The sequence below is a fragment of the Pseudomonas sp. ICMP 3272 genome (assembly GCF_001466905.1).
GTDB lineage: Bacteria > Pseudomonadota > Gammaproteobacteria > Pseudomonadales > Pseudomonadaceae > Aquipseudomonas > Aquipseudomonas amygdali.
Map to the genome: position 1 here is coordinate 170,273 of NZ_LKEK01000086.1, position 21,905 is coordinate 192,177.

21 protein-coding genes are annotated in these 21,905 nt (G+C 59.3%); 11 read left to right on the forward strand and 10 right to left on the reverse strand.

Annotated features, from left to right (window positions below):
- Positions 1–61: 61 nt before the first annotated feature.
- From AO068_RS22990 to AO068_RS23000, 3 genes are all read left to right on the forward strand, one after another.
- Complete coding sequence (locus AO068_RS22990; RefSeq protein ID WP_058409547.1) at positions 62–796, forward strand: ComF family protein; 735 nt, start codon at positions 62–64, stop codon at positions 794–796.
- A gap of 138 nt (positions 797–934) precedes the next feature.
- Positions 935–1,699: a TOBE domain-containing protein gene (locus AO068_RS22995; protein ID WP_058409548.1), complete on the forward strand. Its 765-nt coding sequence runs from the start codon at positions 935–937 to the stop codon at positions 1,697–1,699.
- A gap of 81 nt (positions 1,700–1,780) precedes the next feature.
- Positions 1,781–3,697 (forward strand): PhoX family protein, encoded by a 1,917-nt coding sequence (locus AO068_RS23000; protein WP_058409565.1) that lies wholly within the window; start codon positions 1,781–1,783, stop codon positions 3,695–3,697.
- Between the two features lie 98 nt (positions 3,698–3,795).
- Here the strand turns inward: AO068_RS23000 and AO068_RS23005 are convergent, their stop codons facing one another.
- Genes AO068_RS23005 through AO068_RS23030 form a run of 6 tightly spaced genes read right to left on the reverse strand, consistent with a single transcriptional unit; the run spans position 3,796 to position 9,346 of the window.
- On the reverse strand, positions 3,796–4,629 hold the full coding sequence (locus tag AO068_RS23005; RefSeq protein ID WP_058409549.1) for a phosphodiesterase: 834 nt from the start codon (positions 4,627–4,629) through the stop codon (positions 3,796–3,798).
- Between the two features lie 24 nt (positions 4,630–4,653).
- Positions 4,654–5,685, reverse strand: coding sequence for an ABC transporter ATP-binding protein (locus tag AO068_RS23010; RefSeq protein WP_058401024.1), 1,032 nt, complete (start codon positions 5,683–5,685; stop codon positions 4,654–4,656).
- Positions 5,682–6,476: an ABC transporter permease gene (locus AO068_RS23015; RefSeq protein WP_058401025.1), complete on the reverse strand. Its 795-nt coding sequence runs from the start codon at positions 6,474–6,476 to the stop codon at positions 5,682–5,684. Before AO068_RS23015 ends, AO068_RS23010 begins: the two co-directional genes overlap by 4 nt.
- Positions 6,473–7,342: an ABC transporter permease gene (locus AO068_RS23020; protein WP_058409550.1), complete on the reverse strand. Its 870-nt coding sequence runs from the start codon at positions 7,340–7,342 to the stop codon at positions 6,473–6,475. Before AO068_RS23020 ends, AO068_RS23015 begins: the two co-directional genes overlap by 4 nt.
- On the reverse strand, positions 7,342–8,343 hold the full coding sequence (locus AO068_RS23025) for an ABC transporter substrate-binding protein (RefSeq protein WP_058409551.1): 1,002 nt from the start codon (positions 8,341–8,343) through the stop codon (positions 7,342–7,344). The genes AO068_RS23020 and AO068_RS23025 overlap by 1 nt, the downstream gene beginning before the upstream one ends.
- Positions 8,327–9,346, reverse strand: a complete 1,020-nt coding sequence (locus tag AO068_RS23030; RefSeq protein ID WP_058409552.1) for a LacI family DNA-binding transcriptional regulator — start codon at positions 9,344–9,346, stop codon at positions 8,327–8,329. The genes AO068_RS23025 and AO068_RS23030 overlap by 17 nt, the downstream gene beginning before the upstream one ends.
- A 194-nt stretch (positions 9,347–9,540) precedes the next feature.
- On the opposite strand from AO068_RS23030, the gene AO068_RS23035 reads away from it, so the two are divergent.
- The 4 genes from AO068_RS23035 (at position 9,541) to AO068_RS23050 (ending at position 12,726) form a co-directional block, all read left to right on the forward strand.
- Positions 9,541–10,515, forward strand: a complete 975-nt coding sequence (locus tag AO068_RS23035) for a serine/threonine protein kinase (RefSeq protein ID WP_058409553.1) — start codon at positions 9,541–9,543, stop codon at positions 10,513–10,515.
- A 402-nt stretch (positions 10,516–10,917) separates the two neighbouring features.
- On the forward strand, positions 10,918–11,805 hold the full coding sequence (rarD, locus tag AO068_RS23040; protein WP_057403205.1) for an EamA family transporter RarD: 888 nt from the start codon (positions 10,918–10,920) through the stop codon (positions 11,803–11,805).
- A 265-nt stretch (positions 11,806–12,070) separates the two neighbouring features.
- Entirely contained in the window at positions 12,071–12,424 is a 354-nt protein-coding gene (locus AO068_RS23045; protein WP_057403206.1) for a type II toxin-antitoxin system RelE/ParE family toxin, read from the forward strand.
- The gene (locus AO068_RS23050) at positions 12,424–12,726 is read left to right on the forward strand and encodes an XRE family transcriptional regulator (protein ID WP_003379963.1); all 303 of its coding nucleotides are present in this window, start codon (positions 12,424–12,426) and stop codon (positions 12,724–12,726) included. Before AO068_RS23045 ends, AO068_RS23050 begins: the two co-directional genes overlap by 1 nt.
- Before the next feature lie 18 nt (positions 12,727–12,744).
- Here the strand turns inward: AO068_RS23050 and AO068_RS23055 are convergent, their stop codons facing one another.
- On the reverse strand, positions 12,745–13,263 hold the full coding sequence (locus tag AO068_RS23055) for a glycine cleavage system protein R (protein ID WP_058401030.1): 519 nt from the start codon (positions 13,261–13,263) through the stop codon (positions 12,745–12,747).
- A 322-nt stretch (positions 13,264–13,585) separates the two neighbouring features.
- Between AO068_RS23055 and AO068_RS23060 the strand changes: the two genes are divergently transcribed.
- Positions 13,586–15,763 (forward strand): malate synthase G, encoded by a 2,178-nt coding sequence (locus tag AO068_RS23060; protein ID WP_058409554.1) that lies wholly within the window; start codon positions 13,586–13,588, stop codon positions 15,761–15,763.
- A 66-nt stretch (positions 15,764–15,829) separates the two neighbouring features.
- Here the strand turns inward: AO068_RS23060 and AO068_RS23065 are convergent, their stop codons facing one another.
- Positions 15,830–16,276, reverse strand: coding sequence for a response regulator (locus AO068_RS23065; protein WP_057403209.1), 447 nt, complete (start codon positions 16,274–16,276; stop codon positions 15,830–15,832).
- A gap of 232 nt (positions 16,277–16,508) precedes the next feature.
- Here AO068_RS23065 and AO068_RS23070 point away from each other — a divergent pair, with 232 nt between their 5' ends.
- Together AO068_RS23070 and AO068_RS23075 are read left to right on the forward strand one after the other, a co-directional pair.
- Entirely contained in the window at positions 16,509–18,443 is a 1,935-nt protein-coding gene (locus tag AO068_RS23070; protein ID WP_058401036.1) for a putative nucleotidyltransferase substrate binding domain-containing protein, read from the forward strand.
- A complete protein-coding gene (locus AO068_RS23075; protein WP_058409555.1) occupies positions 18,440–19,153 on the forward strand; it encodes a 3'-5' exonuclease in 714 nt (237 codons plus the stop codon). The genes AO068_RS23070 and AO068_RS23075 overlap by 4 nt, the downstream gene beginning before the upstream one ends.
- Before the next feature lie 13 nt (positions 19,154–19,166).
- On the opposite strand, the gene AO068_RS23080 is transcribed toward AO068_RS23075, so the two are convergent.
- Both AO068_RS23080 and AO068_RS23085 read right to left on the reverse strand, forming a co-directional pair.
- Positions 19,167–19,469 carry a cell division protein ZapA gene (locus AO068_RS23080; RefSeq protein WP_005735052.1) on the reverse strand — a complete coding sequence of 101 codons (303 nt, stop codon included), beginning with the start codon at positions 19,467–19,469 and terminating at the stop codon, positions 19,167–19,169.
- The gene (locus AO068_RS23085) at positions 19,466–19,699 is read right to left on the reverse strand and encodes a hypothetical protein (protein WP_002555595.1); all 234 of its coding nucleotides are present in this window, start codon (positions 19,697–19,699) and stop codon (positions 19,466–19,468) included. The genes AO068_RS23080 and AO068_RS23085 overlap by 4 nt, the downstream gene beginning before the upstream one ends.
- A 437-nt stretch (positions 19,700–20,136) precedes the next feature.
- Here AO068_RS23085 and AO068_RS23090 point away from each other — a divergent pair, with 437 nt between their 5' ends.
- The gene (locus tag AO068_RS23090; protein WP_442963736.1) at positions 20,137–21,747 is read left to right on the forward strand and encodes a methyl-accepting chemotaxis protein; all 1,611 of its coding nucleotides are present in this window, start codon (positions 20,137–20,139) and stop codon (positions 21,745–21,747) included.
- Positions 21,748–21,905 lie beyond the last annotated feature (158 nt).

The following is a 21,905-nucleotide window of genomic DNA, read 5'->3' on the forward strand; positions in this document are numbered from 1 at the left end:
TGCGCGAGGGCGTAAAGGCACCATGCGCTACACGGATGTCGGGCATATTTAAGGAAGAGCCATGCGCTGTCAACCCAACCGCCAATACGAGGTTTACATCTGGTTAAAAAACAAACAAAACTGTTTGTTATGCGATGAGCGCAGCGAGGTGCCCATGCCTGTCTGCGTGCCGTGCGAAGCCGAGCTGCCATGGCTGGGCAGCCAGTGCGACTGCTGTGCGCTGCCGTTACCCCTCTCCGGCATGAGCTGCGCGCAATGTTGCAAGCGCCCTCCCGGATTTGCGCAGGTCATCGCGCCGTGGCTGTACGACTTCCCGGTGGACAGCCTGATTACCCGATTCAAACATAACGGTAAATGGCCGATGGGGCGCCTGCTGGCCGAACTGTGCGGGCAGTTTCTACAACACCGTTTCGAGGAAGACCTGCCACGTCCCGATTACCTGATTCCTGTTCCTCTCGCCAACAAACGCCTACGCCAGCGCGGCTATAACCAGGCGGCGATGCTGGCCGGGTGGCTGGGTAAACAGTTGCAACTGCCCGTTGACGAACACCATGTGTTGCGCAGCCGGGAGACAGCAGCGCAACAGGGGCTGGACGCCAAGGCACGCAAACGCAACCTGCGCGACGCCTTCACCCTGCTTGATCCCGACTGGGTGCAGGGCAAGCACCTGGCACTGGTCGATGATGTTCTGACCACCGGTTCGACGGCAGAGGTCATTGCGCGACTGCTGAACAAGGCCGGTGCGCGGCGGGTGGACGTGTATTGCCTGGCGCGCACGCCCAAGCCGGGTGACTAATGGCCCCTGCGCGTCTGGTTTAATATCGTTCCCACGCTCCAGCGTGGTAATGCCTTTCGGGACGCTCCGCGTCCGGTTTCGACGCCATGCACGAGAGCGATCATACTGCCCTCTCCTACTCGACCATCGCAGATCGCCATGTCGCTACCCACCCTGCTGACGCAACACATGGTTCACCGCCCGCAACGTATCGCGCTGTTGCAGCACATTGCCGAACAGGGCTCGATCACCCGTGCCGCGAAAAGCGCAGGCTTGAGCTACAAGGCGGCCTGGGATGCCATTGATGAGCTGAACAATCTGGCGCAAAAGCCGCTGGTAGAACGCAGTGTCGGCGGACGTGGCGGTGGCGGCGCAAAGCTGTCGGTAGAGGGCGAGCGAGTGCTGCGTCTTTATCAGCGGGTGCAGGCATTGCAGGCGCAGGTGCTGGAAGCGGCCGAAGACAGCAGCGACCTTGACCTGCTCAATCGCCTGACCTTGCGTACCAGCGCACGCAATCAGTTGCTGGGGCGGATCGTCAGCATCACCCGTCAGGGACACAACGATCAGGTTCGCCTGCAATTGGCTGGCGAGGTGTTCATCGAAGCACAGGTTACCCATGACAGCACCCTGCGTCTGGAGCTGGAAAACGGCACGGAGGTGGTTGCACTGATCAAGGCCGGTTGGCTGGAACTGCATGCAGACAACAGCGAAGAAACAAATGGAAACAATTGCCTGATCGGCCGAATCGACAGCGTGACCGACGCCGAAGATGGCCCAAGCGAAGTACGCATCTTACTCCCCGGCGGCCAGACGCTGTGCGCCCTGGCGACACCTGAGCACCTGCATGCACAGCAGCTGAAAACCGGTGCCACGGTGCAGGCAAGATTTGCCGCTTCACTGGTGTTGCTGGGTATACCGATGTAAGCGTCGGCAAGTCATTACCGCGACACAATTCCGTCATATGCGCGCACTAAGGTGGCTGCCATATTCGAGGGAGCCGTGATGATGAAACTATTAGAAGAAAATCAAACCACCGATCTGGAAAACCTGGTCGGCACAGACAAGGTCGGCCTCACCCGCCGCGGCTTCATCAGCGCAGGTTCCCTGTGCGGCGCAGCGATGTTTCTGGGTGGCAACCTGTTGAGCCGCACGGTTCTCGCGAACAGCATCAGTGCAGCGTCCGGCACATTGCTGGGCTTCCAGAGCATCCCTGCCGCCACCGCCGACAGCATCAGCCTGCCGCAAGGCTACACCTCATCGGTTCTGATCAGTTGGGGCCACCCTTTGCAGGCAGGCGGCCCGGCTTTCGACCCGAGCGGCAAGGGCACAGCCCAGGCTCAGGAAGTGCAGTTCGGCGACAACAACGACGGCATGTGCCTGTTCCCGATGCCAGGCCACAAGGATCGCGCACTGATGGCGATCAACAACGAATACACCAACTACCGTTACCTTTTCGATCACGGTAAAGAGCCGCAATCAGTTGAAGAAGTGCAAAAGGCACTGGCTGCAGAAGGCGTTTCCGTGATCGAAGTGCAGCAGCACAATGGTAAATGGCAGTTCGTTCAGGACTCGCGCTACAACCGTCGCATTCACGGCAACACGCCGATCAGCCTGAGTGGTCCGGCAGCCGGGCACGACTGGCTCAAAACGGACGCCGACAAGACCGGCACCCAGGCGCTCGGCACATTTCAGAACTGCTCCAGCGGCCAGACGCCGTGGGGCACTTACCTGACCTGCGAAGAGAACTTCACTGATTGCTTCGGCAGCAGCAACGCCGAGCAGAAGTTCGACGCCGGCATGAAGCGCTATGGCGTGGTTGCCGCCAGCAAGGAGATCAACTGGCACCCGCACGACCCACGCTTCGATGTTGCGAAAAACCCCAATGAGGTCAACCGTCATGGCTGGGTGGTCGAGATCGATCCGTTCGATCCCAAGTCCACACCGGTCAAACGCACCGCACTCGGTCGCTTCAAGCATGAGAATGCAGCGTTCACCCAAACCAAGGGTGGCCGCGCCGTGGTGTACATGGGCGACGACGAGCGTGGCGAGTTCATCTACAAATTCATCAGCCGCGACAAGATCGATCATCAGAACCCCAAAGCCAACCGTAACCTGCTTGACCACGGCACCTTGTACGTGGCGCAGTTCGATGCAGGCGACAGCAATCCGGATCATCCGAAAGGCAAGGGCCAGTGGGTCGAACTGACTCATGGCAAGAATGGCCTGGACGCGGCTGCCGGTTTCAATAATCAGGCAGAAGTGTTGATCCATGCGCGCCTGGCGGCCAGCGTTGTAAAAGCCACGCGGATGGACCGTCCGGAGTGGATCGTGGTCAGTCCCAAGGACGGTCAGGTCTATTGCACACTGACCAATAACGTCAAACGCGGCGAAGAGGGTCAGCCTGTAGGCGGGCCGAATCCGCGCGCCAAGAACCAGTACGGACAGATCCTGCGCTGGAGCGAAGAAGACAGTAATCCTTCAGCGATGACCTTCGACTGGGACCTGTTCGTGGTCGCCGGTAACCCGACTGTGCATGCCGGTACGCCGCAAGCCGGGTCGAGCAATATCAACGCGCAGAACATGTTCAACAGCCCCGACGGCCTGAGCTTTGATGAAGCCGGCAGGCTGTGGATTCAGACCGATGGCGACTCAAGCAACAAGGGCGATTTTGCAGGCATGGGCAACAACCAGATGCTCTGCGCCGACCCTGCCAGCGGCGAAATTCGTCGCTTTCTGGTCGGGCCGATCGGTTGCGAAATCACCGGCATCAGCTTTGCGCCGGACTATAAGACGATGTTCATCGGCATCCAGCATCCCGGTGAAAACGGTGGCTCCACGTTCCCCGAGCATTTGCCAGACGGCAAACCGCGCTCATCGGTGATGGTGATTACCCGGGAAGATGGCGGCGTTATCGGCGCCTGACAGACGATAAGCGTGCCTACGCTCTGCGTCACAAGAGGACGCAGAGCGTCCAGAACAGCGCTACCACGCAGAGCGTGGGAGCGATAGCGAATGAACAATCAATCAATCAACCCGTTCACATCGTAGAACGGGTATGGCCCTTCATAGTCGCCGAACACGGCGTTATGACTGACAAACCCCTGTTCCGAATGCCAGCGATGCAGCACGTAGCCGGCCGGTTCCAGGTTGAAATGGGCAGGCGCGGCGTCGTCGAGGTCCAGCACGATCTGGTGTGAGGTGCCAGGGCAGATGCTTGCCACGCTGCCACCAAAACGCCGCTGCATGGGGCGATGCAAATGCCCGCACAACAAACGCTCCACTTGCGGATGCTGGGCAATCACACGCTCCAGCGCCGACGCGTTGCCGAAGGGTTCGCGGTCCATGTGCCCTATGCCGGAAATGAACGGTGGATGGTGCAGGATGATCACCGTCGGCACATAAGGACGACGTGACAGCTGCGCGTGCAACCAGTCCAGCTGACAGTAATCCAGTTGCCCGCCATGTTCGCCGGGAATGGTCGTGTCCATACCGATCAGCCGCACCGGGTACTTTTCCACAACCCAGTCCAGAGGTCCGCTGGCCGACAATGGCAGGTACACCTGTTCGGCAAACGCCGCCAGCAGGTTGTGTCGATCATCATGATTGCCGGGCACCAGATAGAACGGCATGTGCAGGCGTTCCAGCTCAGGCTTGAGCACGGCGTATTCGTCCTCACGCCCGAAGTCGACCAGATCACCACTGATCACCACGATGTCTGGGCGCTGCTTGCTGGCGTTGATGTGTGCGACTGCGCGGCGCAATGCACCCAGGGTATCGACCACGCCATAGGTCAGGCGCCCGTCGGCTTTGAGGTGCAAGTCACTGATCTGGGCAATAAGAAACGGACGATTCAAAATAATCTCTCTACGGAAACGATGTTACGAATGCAGGGTGAACAGCGCCTGCGGCTCGACACTCAAGGCGATGGCAGCGTTGGCGGCGTGAATAACGTTGTCGGTGCTGTCTACCAACAGTGGTTGCGGACCACCGACATCGACCAGCAAGCGGCTTTGCGCCCCCTGAAAAAACTGCCCGACCAGGCGACCCTGAAGGTGCCCGCGCTCCGGCATCAAACGCAGATGCTCCGGGCGGCAATACACCGTGCCCGGCAGATCAGCGCCACTCCATGGCAGCTCGCCGCCGCTTACCTTGAGACCGGCAGGTGTGCGCTCGACCACGCTGAACGCGTTGAGGTTGCCGACAAACCCTGCGACAAACGCATTGGCCGGCTGCTGATAGATTTCTCTGGGCGTTGCCAACTGCGACACGCAGCCTTTTTCCATGACCAGAATCCGGTCGCCCAAGGCCATGGCTTCGCCCTGATCGTGGGTGACGAACACCGAGGTGATGCCCAACCCACGTAACAACTGGTCGAGCTCGCTGCGCAAGCGTTCACGCAACTGCGCATCCAGTGCCGCCAGCGGTTCGTCGAGCAACAGCACCCGAGGACGCGGTGCCAGCGCTCTGGCCAACGCGACCCGTTGACGCTGACCGCCGGAGAGTTCGTTGACACGACGATTGCCGTGACCGGTCAGGCCAACCAGTTCCAGCAACTCATCACAACGCTTGCTTCGTTCGACAGGCGACAGGCCGCGAATCTTCAGGCCGTAAACAATGTTGCCGGCGACGTCGAGATTCGGGAACAGCGCATAGTTCTGAAACACCATCCCGACGTCACGCCGCTCGATAGGCAGACGTGTCACGTCCTGATCATCGAACAACACCTGACCGACGTCCGGACGCTCAAGCCCGGCGATCAGACGCAAGGTGGTGGTCTTGCCGCAACCGGACGGACCGAGAATCGCCAGCGTTTCGCCAGGCTCGATGGTCAAGTGCAGATCCTGTACAGCAACGGTGCCGTCGGCAAATGCCTTGCGGCAGCCTTTCAGGCGAATGGTGGTTCCGCTCATCGGCTCTCTCCACGGGCAAGACGCGCACTGATGGCCTGCAACGCAATCAGCAGCGGCACAATCAGCAACAGAAAAAGAAGGGTGTAGGCGCTGGCGACTTCCAGTCGGGCTGAGGCGTAGCTGTCGGCCAGACCGACCGGCAGGGTCTTGGTCATCGGCGTGTGCAGCATCCATGTCAGGTTGAACTCGCCCAGCGACAGGGTCACAACCATCAGCACACCGGCCAGAATTCCGGCCTGGCAGTTCGGTACTACTACGCTGAAAAAGCGCTTGATCGGGCCAGCGCCCAGACTGGCGGCAGCCTCTTCAAGCACCGGCAACTGTTGACGCTGCATGACCGCCATGACCGGGCGCACCAGAAACGGCAGGGTGAACAACACGTGGCCGACCAGAATGAACAACCAGCTGCTGCGAAAGCCGCCGAACTGGCCGTAGGTCAGCAGTAACGCGAGGGCGCTGGCCAGACCGGGCATGGCGACGGGCAAGACCATCAATTCCTCGAAGGCCCGGCTGAAGCGATTGTTCATGCGCACCAGCGCATACGCTGCCGGGACGCCCACCAGACACACGCAGATTGCGCACGCCACGGCCAGTTGCAGCGACAACCAGACGGTCGGTGAATAGGCCTGCCAGACCTGCACCAGCCAGTCGAAGGTCAAACCGCTCGACAGGCCCAGAAAATAATTGCGGGTCAGCCCGGCAAGCAGCGAGAGCACTACCGGGACCAGCATGAACGCACAAACCAGCAACGTGAACACCAGCTGCGCAGCAAACAATGGAGAGCGTTTCAAAGGGCAACCCCTGATGTCCCGACCATGCGACGAGCCAGTAACAACACCGCCCACGTCACCAGCCCGAGGATCACCGACAGCGCGGCGGCTACGGTGAAGTTGGCGTAATTGGTGAACACGTTGTAGATCGCCACCGGCGTGACGTTCAGGCGTGTACCAAGCGTAAATGCCGTACCGAATGCGCCCATCGACGTGGCGAAGCAGATCGCGCCGCAGGACACCAGTGCGGGTGCCAGCCCCGGAACGATCACATCGCATACCACCCGCCAATGACCCGCACCCAGCGAATGCGCAGCTTCTTCAAGGCTGCGGTCCAGGCTTTCGCAAGCGGCCATGACGGTGAGGATCACGCGCGGAATCGAGAAATACAGGTAGCCAATGAACAAACCCGTCAGCGAATAGGCGAATATCCAGCGTTCGCCAGCCAGCTCCAGCCCGAGTGCCGCGAAGATACCTTGGCGACCGGCCAGCAGAATCACCAGAAAGCCCACCACCACGCCGGGAAACGCTAGCGGAAAGGTCAGCAATGCCACCAGCGCAGAGCGTCCGAAAAACTGGTTGCGGGCCAGAAACACACCGCTGATACCGCCGACCAGCAACGCCGCAAGTGTGACCACCAGTGCCAGCAGACAGGTCTGCACCAGGCTGCCGAGGTATTGAGCACTGCTCAACACCTGCCAGTAACCGCTGCCATTGCCGTCAGCGCCTTGCGCGCCGAGCAGGATCAGGTGGGTCAGCGGCAGCAGCCAGAATGCCAGCAATACCGCCAGCGCCGGAGCAAGCGCCACCGCAGCGGTCGGGCGCAGCCGCAGCCTCATAAATCCGCCCTTGTGCAGAGCCAGCGCGTGTCCCGGCGAGGCTGACATTACTTCACCTCACGCAGATAACGGGCAGCAAAGGCTTCCTGCACGGCGGCCATGTGCAGGTAATCCACCACGCCGGCACGAGCGTAATCGCTGTCGGGCAGGAACTGCGCGGCCACGTCGGCAGGCATCTTCGAGCGCACTGGACGCAGATAAGCCTTGGCCCACAGCGCCTGGCCCTCGTCAGACAGGACGAAATCCAGCACCTTCTCGGCATTGGCGCGGTGCGGTGCCTTGGCAACCATGCTCATCACGTACGGAACGCCGATGGTGCCTTCCTTGGGAATCACGAAAGCAACGTTGGCCTTGTCCTTGTAACGGGCGCGATAGGCGTTGAAGTCGTAGTCGACCAGAATCGGCAGCTCACCGGACAGTACGCGGGCATACGCGGTTTGCTTGGGCACGATGGGCGAGTTCTTCGCCAGCTTCTGGAAGTAGTCGATGGCCGGGCCGAAGTTGTCCAGTGTGCCGCCCATGGCCTGATTGATCGCAACGGCGGACACGTAACCGACGAATGCACTGGAGGGGTCGAGGTAGCCGACCATGCCCTTGTACTCGGGCTTGAGCAGATCCGCCCAGCTTTGCGGCACCGGCAGACCGCCCAGCGCGTCGACGTTGACCATGATGCCCAGCGTGCCGGAATGAATGGCGAACCAGTGCCCTTCAGGGTCTTTCAGACCTGCGGGAATGTCGTCCCAGTGTTTGGGTTTGTAGGTATCGACCACGCCGGCCTTCTGCGCTTGCAGACCGAAGGTCACGCCGTAATACACCACGTCTGCGACCGGCGCGGCCTGCTCGGCGACGATCTGCGCCAGCGCCTGCCCTGAGTTCTTGTTGTCCAGGGGCACTTGTACACCGGTGCTGTCGGCAATCGCCTTGAGCTGCGTTCCCCAGTCAGCCCATTCGGGCGGGCAGTTGTAGCAGATGGCGGTTTCGGCGGCCTGGGCGAGGCTGGCCGCACCACATAACAGCAGTGCCGCGAGGGTTTTACTGAGGCTGAGCATGAAGCATCTCCTGGTAGGGCTGGGTGCTTTCGCCGGGCCGGATATGGCACGGCAGACAATGAGAAACCGGTGCCGCGCCGGCAATTCGCGACAGCAACTGGTCGATGACGATGTCCGCCAGTTCGCCAATCGGCTGAACCACACTGCACAGCGTCGGGTGCATCTGCGTGCCCAGCGTGATGCCATCGAAGCCGATGACCGAAAGGCGCTCGGGAACGCCCCAGCCGTTGCGACGCAATTCGGCAATCAGGCTGATGGCCAATAGATCGTTGGAACAGACCAGCGCGCTGGGCGCGGTCGGTCCACGTAACAGCGGTTCGAGCGCGGCGAAATCGGCGTTGGTATGGGCGGGCATTTCAATCACCGGCCGCGTCTCAAGCCCATGCTCGCTCATGGCATCGCGATAGCCTTCGTAACGCAGACGGGCGCGGTCGGACTGCATGACCGGGCCTGCGACCATGGCGATACGGCGGTGGCCGGCGTCGATCAGATACCGCGTCGCCAGCGCCATGCCTGCGCGGTTATCCACAGACACAGCGCTGTAATCCTCATTGTCGGTCTGGTGATAAGCCAGCACGAACGGCGTGTCCTCGATGGCCAGGCTCTCCAGCACACGGTTGTGCTCGGCGTCGGTTACGGTCAGCACCAGCCCGTCGACCCGCTGGCGCAGCAATTCTTCAACCACGGCGCTTTCACGCTCGGCGCTGTAGTCGGTGGTCGCCAGCAACAGGTTGTAGCCCCGCGCCCGCGCCGCTCGCTCCATGGCCTGAAACTGCTCGGCGAACACCGGGTTGAGCAGGTTTGGCACGATGACGCCAATCAGATTGGTGGTTTGCAGGCGTAACTGTCTGCCCAACCGATTGGGGCGAAAGCCAAGTTCACGGGCAGCGACGAATACTCGCTCGCGGGTCTCGGCTCGCACCACCTCAGGGTTTGCGAAGGCACGTGCAGCGGTGGCCCGGGAAACCCCGGCCAGTCGTGCAACTTCTTTCAAATCAGTCATGGTCGCTCGCTTGAGATCGATCTCATTGGCGGCAACTCTAAGTGGCGAACATGGCTAAACAGCGACCGGAGGATGACCGTTTGGTGACAACTCGACCCTTGGGCACTTTAAACTGAAGGGGTTTAGCGAACCGGGACCGGTCTGCGTTACCATCAGCGGTCCGACGCGGCAACCTGCTGCGCGCAGGAGTAGTCATGGCTCACCCGTTTGCAACACTTACTCCCGATCTGGTTCTGGATGCTGTCGAAAGCATCGGTTTTCTCAGCGATGCCCGCATCCTGGCGCTCAACAGCTACGAAAACCGCGTGTATCAGGTCGGTATCGAAGACGGTCAGCCGCTGATCGCCAAGTTCTATCGTCCACAACGCTGGACCAACGAAGCCATCCTTGAAGAGCACAGCTTCACTTACGAGCTGGTCGAGGTCGAAGTGCCCGTCGTCGCGCCCATGGTGCATAACGGCGAAACCCTGTTCGAACACGCCGGTTTTCGTTTCACGTTATTCCCGCGCCGGGGCGGACGCGCGCCGGAGCCGGGCAATCTGGATCAGTTGTATCGCCTGGGCCAGTTACTGGGGCGTATCCATGCGGTCGGCTCGACCAAACCGTTCGCGCACCGCGAGGCACTGGGCGTGAAGAACTTCGGCCATGCGTCGGTCAATTACCTGCTGGAAAACGACTGCATCCCGCGCAGCCTGCTTCCGGCTTACGAGTCGGTAGCCCGCGATCTGCTCAAGCGTGTCGAAGACGTTTACGCCGCCACGCCGCACACCAACATTCGCATGCACGGCGACTGCCACCCCGGCAACATGATGTGCCGCGACGAAATGTTCCACATCGTTGACCTGGACGACTGCCGCCTTGGCCCCGCCGTTCAGGACATCTGGATGATGCTGGCCGGTGATCGTCAGGAACGCCTCGGCCAGTTGTCGGAGCTGATGGACGGCTACAACGAATTTCATGATTTCGATCCACGCGAACTGGCCCTGATCGAACCACTGCGTGCCCTGCGCCTGATGCACTACAGCGCCTGGCTCGCCCGTCGCTGGGACGACCCTGCTTTCCCGCACAGCTTTCCATGGTTCGGCACCGAGCGTTACTGGGGCGACCATATACTGGCCCTGCGTGAGCAGATGTCAGCGCTGAATGAAGAGCCGTTGAAACTGTTTTGACCTGATGAGCCCCAGGTTATCGTGCGGCGCCAATCTGTGACGCGGAGCGTCACCCAAGGCATTCCGGTGCCGGAGTGAGGATCGACAACACAGATTATCGTGCGGCGCTCCGCGTCGCATGCAGTTCTGGACGCTCCGCGTCCGATCCTGAATGTCCGGTGCGGCGCAAATCTGTGACGCGGAGCGTCACCCAAGGCATTCCCACGCTGGAGCGTGAGGAACGATAATCTCAACTATCGTGCGGCGTTCCGCGTCCGATCCTGAGCAAGCGGCGCGGCACAGATGTCGTGAATCAGTCGAACCTGTGTATAACATCGAGCGCTCCAGCGTGAGTACGATCAAAACCATCAACCGCATCACCCCACAATAAAACCGGAAATTTCTGTATTAAAGGGACGCTCCATGCAAGCTGCCAATCCACGCCGTGGATACATTCTGGGCCTGAGTGCTTACATCATCTGGGGCCTGTTCCCCATCTACTTCAAGGCTATCTCCGCCGTTCCGGCCATCGAGATCATCATCCATCGTGTGCTCTGGTCAGCCCTCTTCGGCTCGATTGTGCTGATGTTCTGGAAGCATCCCGGCTGGTGGCGTGACCTGCGCAACAACCCACAGCGACTGGCCGTGCTGGCACTGAGCGGCACGCTGATCGCGGCCAACTGGATCGTCTACGTGTGGGCCGTGAACAACGGCCGCATGCTTGAAGCCAGTCTCGGCTATTACATCAACCCGCTGGTCAACGTACTACTGGGCATGTTGTTACTGGGCGAACGGCTCAGGCGCCTGCAAATGCTGGCGGTCGCTTTCGCCGCCATTGGTGTCGCCCAACAGGTCTGGCACGTGGGCAGCCTGCCATGGGTGTCGCTGGCACTGCCATTGACCTTCGCGTTCTACGGCCTGATCCGCAAAAAAGCCCCGGTTGCCGCCCTCCCTGGCCTGGTGGTGGAAACCTGGATGCTGGTGCCACTGGCATTGATCTGGCTGGCACTCAACCCGACAGCCATCAGCGCACAAGCACAATTCTGGACCACCACCCAGGCCCTCTGGCTCGCAGCCGCAGGCCCGGTAACGCTGATCCCGCTGGTGTGCTTCAACGCCGCAGCCCGCCACCTGCCCTTCACCACCCTGGGCTTCCTGCAATACCTTGCGCCCACGCTGGTCCTGCTGCTGGCCGTACTGCTGTATGGCGAGCATCTGACCACCAGCACCATCATCACCTTCGCCTTTATCTGGGCGGGGCTGGCAATCTACAGTGTGGATATCTGGCTGAAATCCCGCGGTCGCAGCTGATCAAAAAACACACAATCCCTTGCAGACCACGCTCCCCGTGGCCTGCAAGAGGTTCTCCAAGGGTTATCCACAGGCAGGCTAACCTTATCTGTGCACAAGCCCTTGAAACTGTTGGTTTTTTGATCAACTTTCGCCAAGCCACGGCGAACGTGGCGCGCAAGGCTATTCCCCCAGGTTATCCACAGGCAGGTGCACGGTTAACTTGGATAACCTGAATAGGCCTATATTCGGGTTGAATCGTGCACCTTTTTTGGTACACTCGACTATGAATAAATATCCTCCCACTTTAAACGTTAAGTTTTTCTGCACCGAAGCGGGCAATGAGCCCGTACGCGAATGGCTGACCAATTTGCCACGCGATGACCGTAAGGCAGTAGGCACGGACATCAAGACTGTTCAGTTTGGATGGCCAATAGGCATGCCTGTGGTCCGTAAAATGGAGCCCGAACTTTGGGAGGTCCGAGTTGATTTGAAGGAAAGAATTGCACGAGTACTGTTCACCGTTGAAGCAAGCTCAATGGTTTTGCTTCATGGCTTTATCAAGAAAAGCGAAAAAACTCCCGCATCAGATCTGGAAACTGCCAGACAGCGCAAAGCAGCACTTAAGAGGAACAAGTAATGAACCAGCATATTGGCTCTGACTTCGATGACTTTCTTGCCGAGCAAGGCTTTGCCGAGGAAGTTTCTGCCGCGGCCCTCAAACGAGTTATTTCCTGGCAAATCGCTGAAGTCATGAAACAGCAGAAGGTTACCAAGAAGGCTCTCGCAGAGCGTATGCACACAAGCCGAACGGCAGTAGACCGCGCTCTGGATCAGAATGATCCCGGGATGACCCTTGCAACACTGGCCAGCGCTGCAAGAGCACTGGGTCAACGGGTGGAGGTCAGACTGGTGCCGGAACAAGAAGCCAAACGCGCCTGAACATAATCAACACAGGAGTCACGCTTCCCCACCCAACACCAACTCCACCATCAGATCATCAGCCAGGGTCTCAAGCCCTGCCTGCAGGTCATCCAGCGACAAGCCCAGCGGTACGCCCAGCACGGCATCGGCGTGAAACAGCAACTCGCTGCTCATGGGCGCAGGGGAAACGTCGGTGATCAAGTGTTCGACGTTAACGCCCTGCCCGGCCAGCAAGCGGGTGATGTCGCGCACAATGCCGGGACGGTCGTTACCGACCAGTTGCATGCTGATCAACTGGGTCGGGGCAGTTGTCTCGATCACGCTTTCAGCCAACAGCATGCGAATGCCGTGGGCTGACAGTGCGTTCAACGCCTTGATCAGGTCATCGTACTTTTCCGGCTCGACACCCACCTTGAGGATCCCGGCAAATTGCCCGGCCATGCGCGACATGCGGCTTTCCAGCCAGTTACCGCCCTGCTCGGCAATGCACTGCGCGATACGTTCGACCTGACCCGGTTTGTCGGGAGCAACCAGCGTTACGACGAGATGATCCACGGTCAATTCCTCTTTCTGTGCAGGTGATTTGAAAACGGCGTCGGTCGCACGAGTATAGACAGACCCGAGGGGCAGCCCGTGCGCGGTAAATCGTGTACCGTTTACCACGCTTTATGGAACAATCCCGAGCGCTTTTGGGAGCACAATGAATATCATCGTGACCCGATATGAATATCCAGTCGTTTAGTGACATATTCAGCGACGTTTTCACGCGACGGCGGCTCATGTAGTATCCGAAATCTCGCACTACATGACACCAAGATCAATAACAGAGCGCTCCCCGAGTGTGCTCGACCCTGCTGAGCAGAGTGAGGCAAGTGCAATGACTGAGTACGTTCAAGTCGGTGACCTGCAAGTCGCCAGAGTCCTGTTCGACTTCGTGCAGAACGAAGCCACACCCGGAACCGGCATCGACGCCACTGCGTTCTGGGCCGGTGCGGACCAACTGATCCACGACCTTGCGCCAAAGAACAAGGCACTGCTCGCCAAACGAGATGAATTGCAGGCGCAGATCGACACGTGGCACCAATCGCGTGCCGGACAGGCTCACGACGCCTCGGCTTACAAAGCCTTCCTTCAGGAGATCGGCTACCTGCTGCCAGAAGCAGCGGACTTCCAGATCACCACGCAAAACGTCGATGAAGAAATAGCCACCATGGCCGGACCGCAACTGGTCGTGCCGGTGATGAACGCACGGTTTGCGCTCAATGCGTCCAATGCCCGCTGGGGCTCGCTGTATGACGCGCTCTATGGCACCGATGCCATCAGCGAAGAAGGTGGCGCGGAGAAAGGCAAGGGCTACAACAAGGTGCGTGGCGACAAGGTGATCGCCTTCGCCCGCGCGTTCCTCGATCAGGCTGCCCCTTTGGCGGCTGGCTCGCACGTTGATTCGACTGCTTACAAGTTGATCGACGGCAGACTGGTCATCAGCCTCAAGGGCGGCAGCAACACCGGCCTGCGCGACGATGCACAACTGGTGGGTTTCCAGGGTGATGCCTCAGCGCCGTTCGCCGTGCTGTTCAGGCACAATGGGCTGCATTTCGAATTGCAGATCGACGCTTCCAGCCCGGTTGGCCAAACCGATGCGGCAGGCGTGAAAGACATCCTCATGGAAGCCGCGCTGACCACCATCATGGACTGCGAAGACTCCATTGCGGCCGTCGATGCCGACGACAAGGTGGTCGTCTACCGCAACTGGCTGGGACTGATGAAAGGCGACCTGGCGGAATCGGTGTCCAAAGGCGGCGAGACCTTCACCCGCACCATGAACCCGGACCGGGTCTACACCACGCCACAAGGCGGCGAAGCCACGCTGCACGGTCGTTCGCTGCTGTTCATTCGCAACGTAGGTCACTTGATGACCATCGACGCGATACTCGACAAGCATGGCAATGAAGTGCCGGAAGGTATTCTCGACGGCCTGTTGACCAGTCTGGCTGCGATCCACAACCTCAACGGCAATACCTCGCGCAGCAACAGCCGCAGCGGCTCGATGTACATCGTCAAACCGAAGATGCACGGGCCGGAGGAAGCCGCGTTTACCAACGAACTGTTCGGGCGTATCGAGCAGGTCCTGGGCTTGCCGCGCAACACATTGAAAGTCGGCATCATGGACGAGGAACGCCGTACCACGGTCAACCTCAAAGCCTGTATTCAGGCAGCCAGCGAGCGCGTGGTATTCATCAACACCGGCTTCCTCGATCGCACCGGTGACGAAATCCATACCTCGATGGAAGCGGGCCCGGTGGTGCGCAAGGCGCAGATGAAAGCCGAGAAATGGATCAGTGCCTACGAGAACTCCAACGTCGACATCGGCCTGAAATGCGGCTTGCAAGGTCGTGCGCAGATCGGCAAAGGCATGTGGGCCATGCCCGACCTGATGGCTGCCATGCTGGAACAGAAAATTGCCCACCCGCTGGCTGGCGCAAACACGGCCTGGGTGCCCTCGCCTACAGCGGCCGCGCTGCACGCCCTGCATTATCACAAGGTCGATGTGTTCGCTCGCCAGGCCGAACTGGCTCAGCGCGAGCAGGCATCGGTAGATGACATTCTGACCATTCCCCTGGCGCCGAACACCGACTGGACGCCCGAAGAAATCCAGAACGAACTGGACAACAACGCACAGGGCATTCTTGGCTATGTAGTGCGCTGGATCGATCAGGGCGTGGGTTGCTCGAAAGTACCGGACATCAACGACATCGGTCTGATGGAAGACCGCGCAACGCTGCGCATCTCAAGCCAGCACATGGCCAACTGGCTGCGTCATGGCGTTGTCACCGAAGCTCAGGTGCTGGAAAGCTTGAAGCGCATGGCCCCCGTCGTGGATCGCCAGAACGCCAACGACCCGCTGTATCGCCCACTGGCACCAGACTTCGACAGCAACATTGCCTTCCAGGCAGCCGTAGAACTGGTGATCGAAGGCACGCGGCAGCCTAACGGCTATACCGAGCCGGTGTTGCACCGCCGCCGTCGTGAGTTCAAGGCTAGTAAAGGTCTGTAACGAGTCGTCTGAGCCATTGCGGGTGCTTGTCCTTGCCGGATGAGCAATCCGCAAAGGCTCACCGTTTCAACTTATCCCCAACTCCCGCTTCACCAGCTTCACCAGTTGCTTGGTGTTAAGCGGCTTGAGCAGGAAGTCCACCACGTTAAGGTGCATGGCATCAATGGCATCGCGCACGTTGGCATCGCCGGAGACGATAATGATCGGCAGTTCGGCGCGATCCGACTCCCTTACCTTGCGGATCAGGTCCAGCCCGTCGAAAGGCGCCATGCGCAAATCGGTGATCAGCAGTCCGATGGACTGACGCGTCTGGATCATTTCAAGCGCGCTGTCGCCACCGGGTGCGGTCATGCAACTGATGTCATTGAGGCTCAGAATTTCGGCCAGCAGCTCTCGCGCGTCGCTGTCGTCATCGACGATCAGAACTCGTTGCGGTGCGTCACGGGCGGGCGTGAGCATGACCTCATGGAGGGCATTACGCTCTTCGTCGCTCAAAATATCGTGATCAATCATTGCAATCTCATCATTCCCTGAACTAATCCGACAGCAGATATGGATAAATCTGCGATGCATTTCGTCGGCATCCTGGCCAGTCTTCGCTCGCAATCCATTGCGTTCGTCAAATCAGTTACGCCGCAGCAGACACGGCACTGTCACTCGGTTCAAGCGTAAGACTTACGTCCAATGGGCACCTGGCTGCAAGCGGCCGACCATGAGCACCAATAACAAGAACGCGGAACAGGCCATGAGCAAGGCAGATGCTTTCACCCAGGCAGGCAAGACAGCCGTGCTACAGAACATACACGGCACCATGCAGTTTCTGCAAAAATTCCCGCCTTTCAACCAGATGGAAAACGCGCATCTGGCGTACCTCGTAGAGCAGTGTCAGCTCCGGTTCTATGCCGCGGATGAAAGCATCATCAAGCCTGGCGATGGCCCGGTAGAGCACTTTTACATCGTCAAGCAGGGGCGAATCGTCGGTGAACGTCCGCATTCTGCCAAAGGCGGCACAGAAACAACATTTGAAATCACCACTGGCGAGTGTTTTCCACTTGCGGCCCTGCTGGGCGAGCGTGCCACTCGTACCGAACACCTGGCTGCCGAGGACACCTTCTGCCTGCAATTGAACAAGCAGGCGTTCATCAAACTGTTCGCGCTTTCCACAACGTTCCGCGACTTTGCCCTGAGAGGTGTCAGCAGCCTGCTGGATCAGGTCAATCAGCAGGTTCAGCAGCGCGCCGTTGAAACCCTGGGCACGCAGTATTCACTGAATACACGTCTCGGCGAACTGGCCATGCGTCACCCGGTGATGTGCAGCCCTGAAACACCCATGCGCGACGCGGTGAAACTGATGCATGAACAGCAGGTAGGCAGCATCGTGATTGTCGACGAGCAGCAGGCCCCGCTGGGGATTTTTACCCTGCGCGACCTGCGTGAAGCGGTTGCCGATGTGAATGCCGATTTCAGCGCGCCGGTCAGACACACCATGAGCCTGTCGCCGTTCCATCTGAGCCCGGACGCCAGCGCATTCGACGCGGCTATCGCCATGACCGGACGTCACATCGCCCACGTGTGCCTGGTCAGAGACGGGCGATTGTGTGGCGTGGTGTCGGAGCGCGATTTGTTTTCCTTGCAACGGGTCGACCTGGTCCACCTGGCGCGGACCATCCGCAATGCACCGCGTATCGAAGCGCTCGCCGGTTTAAGAGGCGATATCGTCCAGTTGGTCGACCGCATGCTGGCCCACGGCGCCTCTTCGACCCAGATAACCCAGATCATCACCCTGCTCAATGACCACACCGTGTGCCGCGTGATCGAGCTGACGCTTGCAGAAAAAGGCGACCCCGGCATTGCATTCAGCTGGCTGTGCTTTGGCAGCGAAGGCCGTCGCGAACAGACGCTGCATACCGATCAGGACAACGGCATTCTGTTTGAAGCCAGCGATGCGGCAGAAGCAGAGCAGATCCGCACGTTACTGCTACCGATTGCCGAGCGCATCAATCAAAGCCTGGCGCAGTGCGGTTTTACCCTGTGCAAGGGCAACATCATGGCCGGTAACCCCGACCTGTGCCTGTCCCGGCTCGAATGGTCAAAGCGCTTTGCAGCCTTTATCCGCGAAGCAACTCCGGAGAACCTGCTGGCATCGAGTATCTATTTCGATCTACGCGTGGTCTGGGGCGATGAAAGTGGCGGCGAGCAACTGCGCCGCGGCATTCTTGATCAGGTGGCAGACAACAAGCTGTTCCAGCGCATGATGGCCGAGAACGCTCTGCGTCAAAGGCCGCCGGTAGGCCGTTTCAAGGATTTCGTGCTAGCGCGCAAAGGCAGCGAAAAAGACACCCTGGACCTCAAGACCGAAGGCCTGACGCCCTTTGTCGACGGGGCGCGCCTGTTGGCGCTGGCCAACGGTGTCGGCGTCAACAATACCCAGGAACGCCTGCGCCAACTGGTCGAACGTGAAGTCATCGACCCGCTGGATGGCGCTGCGTATGAAGAGGCTTACCACTTCATTCAGCAGACCCGCATGCAGCAACATCAACTGCAAAGCCGCCAGAACCTTCCCTACTCCAATCGCATCGACCCTGACACGCTCAACCATCTGGACAGACGCATTCTGCGCGAATCGTTTCGCCAGGCGCAGCGACTGCAAACCAGCCTGACCCTGCGTTACCAACTATGAACCTGTTCGAATGGCTCAAGCCGCGCGCGAAAAAGACACCCTTGCAAGCGCATCAACTGGATCGCCTCAAGAAGCTGCCGGTCTGCGCGAACCTCAGCGACAAGCCGTTGCGCCAACAGCGCTGGGTAGTGCTGGACCTTGAAACCAGTGGCCTGAACATGAACCGTGATCAAGTGCTGTCCATCGGCGCGGTCGTGATTGAAGACGGTGCCATCGATCTGGGCCAGCAGTTCGAGCGCACGCTGTTGCGCATCGATCACAAGGTCAGCCCGGCCGTGCTTATTCATGGCTTGGCGCCGAGTGCGATTGCCGCGGGCAGCGAGCCGGCCGAGGCGTTGCTGGACTTCATGGAGTTCGTCGGCGAAAGCCCCATTCTGGGTTTTCATGCGCCGTTCGATCAGCACATGCTGTCGCGCGCGCTGAAAGAAAGCCTGGACTACCGCTTGCAGCATCCGTTTTTCGATGCCGCCGAAATCGCCCCGATGCTCTGCGAGCAAGCCAATCTGCGTCACGCAGGGCTGGACGACTGGACGCAGTTTTTTGGCCTGCATGCCGAAGAGCGTCACAACGCCAGCGCTGATGCACTGGTCACCGCAGAGCTGGCGCTGATCCTGTTCAGCCACGCCCGTCGTCAGCAGATCGACAGCCCGCGACTACTGGAAGAGCGACTCGGGCAATGGCGCAGACGTAAACAATCGCACTCGTTTTGACTGCGACCTGCGCTCAGCTCTGGGAAATTGTCTTGGCGATTACATCCACGGTCGCGTCCACCTGCTCGCGGTAACGCTTGAGCTCGACCTTGTGCAATTGCTCAAGCTCGATTTGCTGCGAACAGAGGTTCAGCGCTGCCAGAACCAGCAGACGGTCACCGATCAACGTCGGGTATTTGCGCTTGGTGTCGGCCAGCGACGCGTTGAGCATCGCGGCGGCCTTCATGAGGGTCAGGTCTTCACCGGCCGGGGCTTTGACCGAGTACTCATTACCCAGAATGGTGAGAACGGTTACACCGTTGCCATCGACGTTCATGCGCCAACAGCGCTTGCGCTGGTCGCGCGATCAACCAGTGCCTGGATACGGGCGGCGGTGCTGCCCTGCTTCTCTTCCTGCTCCATCAGGCTCAGTTGCAAGTTCTCGTTCTCGTCCTTGGCTTTTGCCAGCTCGGCACCGAGCTGTGCATTTGTGTCTTGAAGGGCCTGGTTCTGTTGCACCAGATCACCGACAAGTTGTTCCAATTGGCTAAGGGAGGCTTCCAACATTTTGATTTCTCGAGCAAATTTCAACGGGCGCGTACGATAAAGAAAAGTCGCTGCGCATGCCAGCGCTCAGGCTTTGATACTGATCTGTCATGACGTTGACATGTCCATAACGTAGACGCGTAGGGGGCTTGTGACTACGTATTCGGAATCCGGTTCCTGCTGTTCGTCAGACCGTCCCGAACTGCGACAAATGCGCACAGCCAATGGGCAAACTGACATCACCCTAATCCCCCTCAACCCAGTCTTTTCAAGGGTTTGTGCGAATGTTTGTCATATTCAAAAATAACCGTCAGTAATAAGTCGTCAATATTTAGTGCCTACTGACTCAATACTTTAGTCGCATGACCGATAGGCCCCCCATTCACGGCTTTATCTCCGTCTTTCAATCGCATGGATCGCGTACCTGACCCTGGAAGCTTTCTATGTCCCTGCGAAATATGAACATCGCGCCCCGAGCGTTTCTTGGATTTGCCACAATCGGCACACTCATGTTGATTCTGGGTGTATTTGCACTGTCACAGATGAGCAAGATCCGTGGCGCCACTGAAGTGCTGGCCGACAACAATGTGCCGAGCATCAAGAGCCTTGACCGATTTGCTGAAGTCAGCATCCGGTTGCGCGTTCTGTCCTACCGATTGCTGGTCAACCGCGACCCGGAAACCCAGCAGAAAACCATCGATTTGATGGCGATGCGCAACAAGCAGATCACTGACGCTCAGGCGATTTACGAGAAGCTCATCAGCGATCCCGATGAGCGCAATCTCTACAGCCAGTACGTACAACTGCTGGGACAATATCGCCAGCTTGAAGAGCGCCTGAAGACCCTGACCCGCGCCAACAAGATCGATGAGTTGCAGGGCCTGCTCAATAACGAAATGCTCAACAACTCTGACCAGATGAACGTTGTGCTGAGCAAACTGGTGGAGTTCAACACGGCTCAGTTGAACCAGGTGAAGAAGGATGCGTCCAGCGAGTATGACTCGGCATTCAATCTGGTCATCGGACTGTTGATCGCTGCCACCCTGCTGACCATCGTGTTTGCCTGGATGCTGATCAAAAGTATTACCACGCCGATTGCCACAGCTCTGCATGCAGCGGAGACCATCGCGCAAGGCAACCTGACCCGTCCGATCGAGATCGACGGCACCGATGAAGCAGGTCGTTTGCTGCTGGCCATGAAAACCATGCAGGACAAGCTGCGCGACACGTTGCAGGGCATTTCCGGTTCGGCCACGCAACTGGCCTCGGCTGCTGAAGAGCTCAATGCTGTCACCGACGAAAGTGCACGCGGGCTGGTGCAGCAGAACAACGAAATCGAGCAGGCGGCCACCGCGGTCAACGAGATGACCAGCGCCGTGGAAGAAGTCGCACGCAATGCCGTCAGCACGTCACAAGCGTCGCGCAACGCTGCAACATCTGCTGGCGACGGTCGTGATCTGGTTCAGGAAACCGTCAGCGCCATCGAACGCATGAGCGGTGATGTGAAAGATACTGCTGAACTGATCATCAACCTGGCCAGTGAATCGCGTGATATCGGCAAGGTGCTGGATGTGATTCGCGGCCTGGCCGACCAGACCAACCTGCTCGCCCTCAACGCCGCCATCGAGGCTGCACGCGCCGGTGAGGCCGGGCGTGGCTTTGCTGTAGTCGCCGACGAAGTCCGCGCCCTGGCGCACCGTACTCAGCAATCGACCAGTGAAATCGAACGCATGATCGGTAGCATTCAGAGCGGTACGGAGCAGGCGGTGAGCTCGATGCGCAACAGCACCGAACGCGCCGAATCGACCTTGAACATCGCCAAGGGCGCAGGCTTGGCGCTGAACACCATCAACGTCGCGGTCGAAGAGATCAACGAACGCAACATGGTCATCGCCAGCGCTGCCGAAGAGCAGGCGCAAGTCGCTCGCGAAGTGGACCGCAACCTGGTCAACATCCGCGACCTGTCCGCACAATCCACCACCGGCGCCAACCAGACCAGCGCGGCCAGCACCGAGCTGTCACGCCTGGCCGTGGACCTCAACAGCATGGTGTCGCGCTTCGCGCTTTAAACACGCGAAAACTCAACTAGCGTGTCGGCGCTCCGCGTCCTCTTGCGACGCAGAGCGTCGCGAACTGCATTACCACGCTGAATCCCGACCATCGTGCGGCGCTCCGCGTCGTATGCCGTTCTGGACGCTCCGCGTCCTCTTGGCGACGCAGAGCGTCG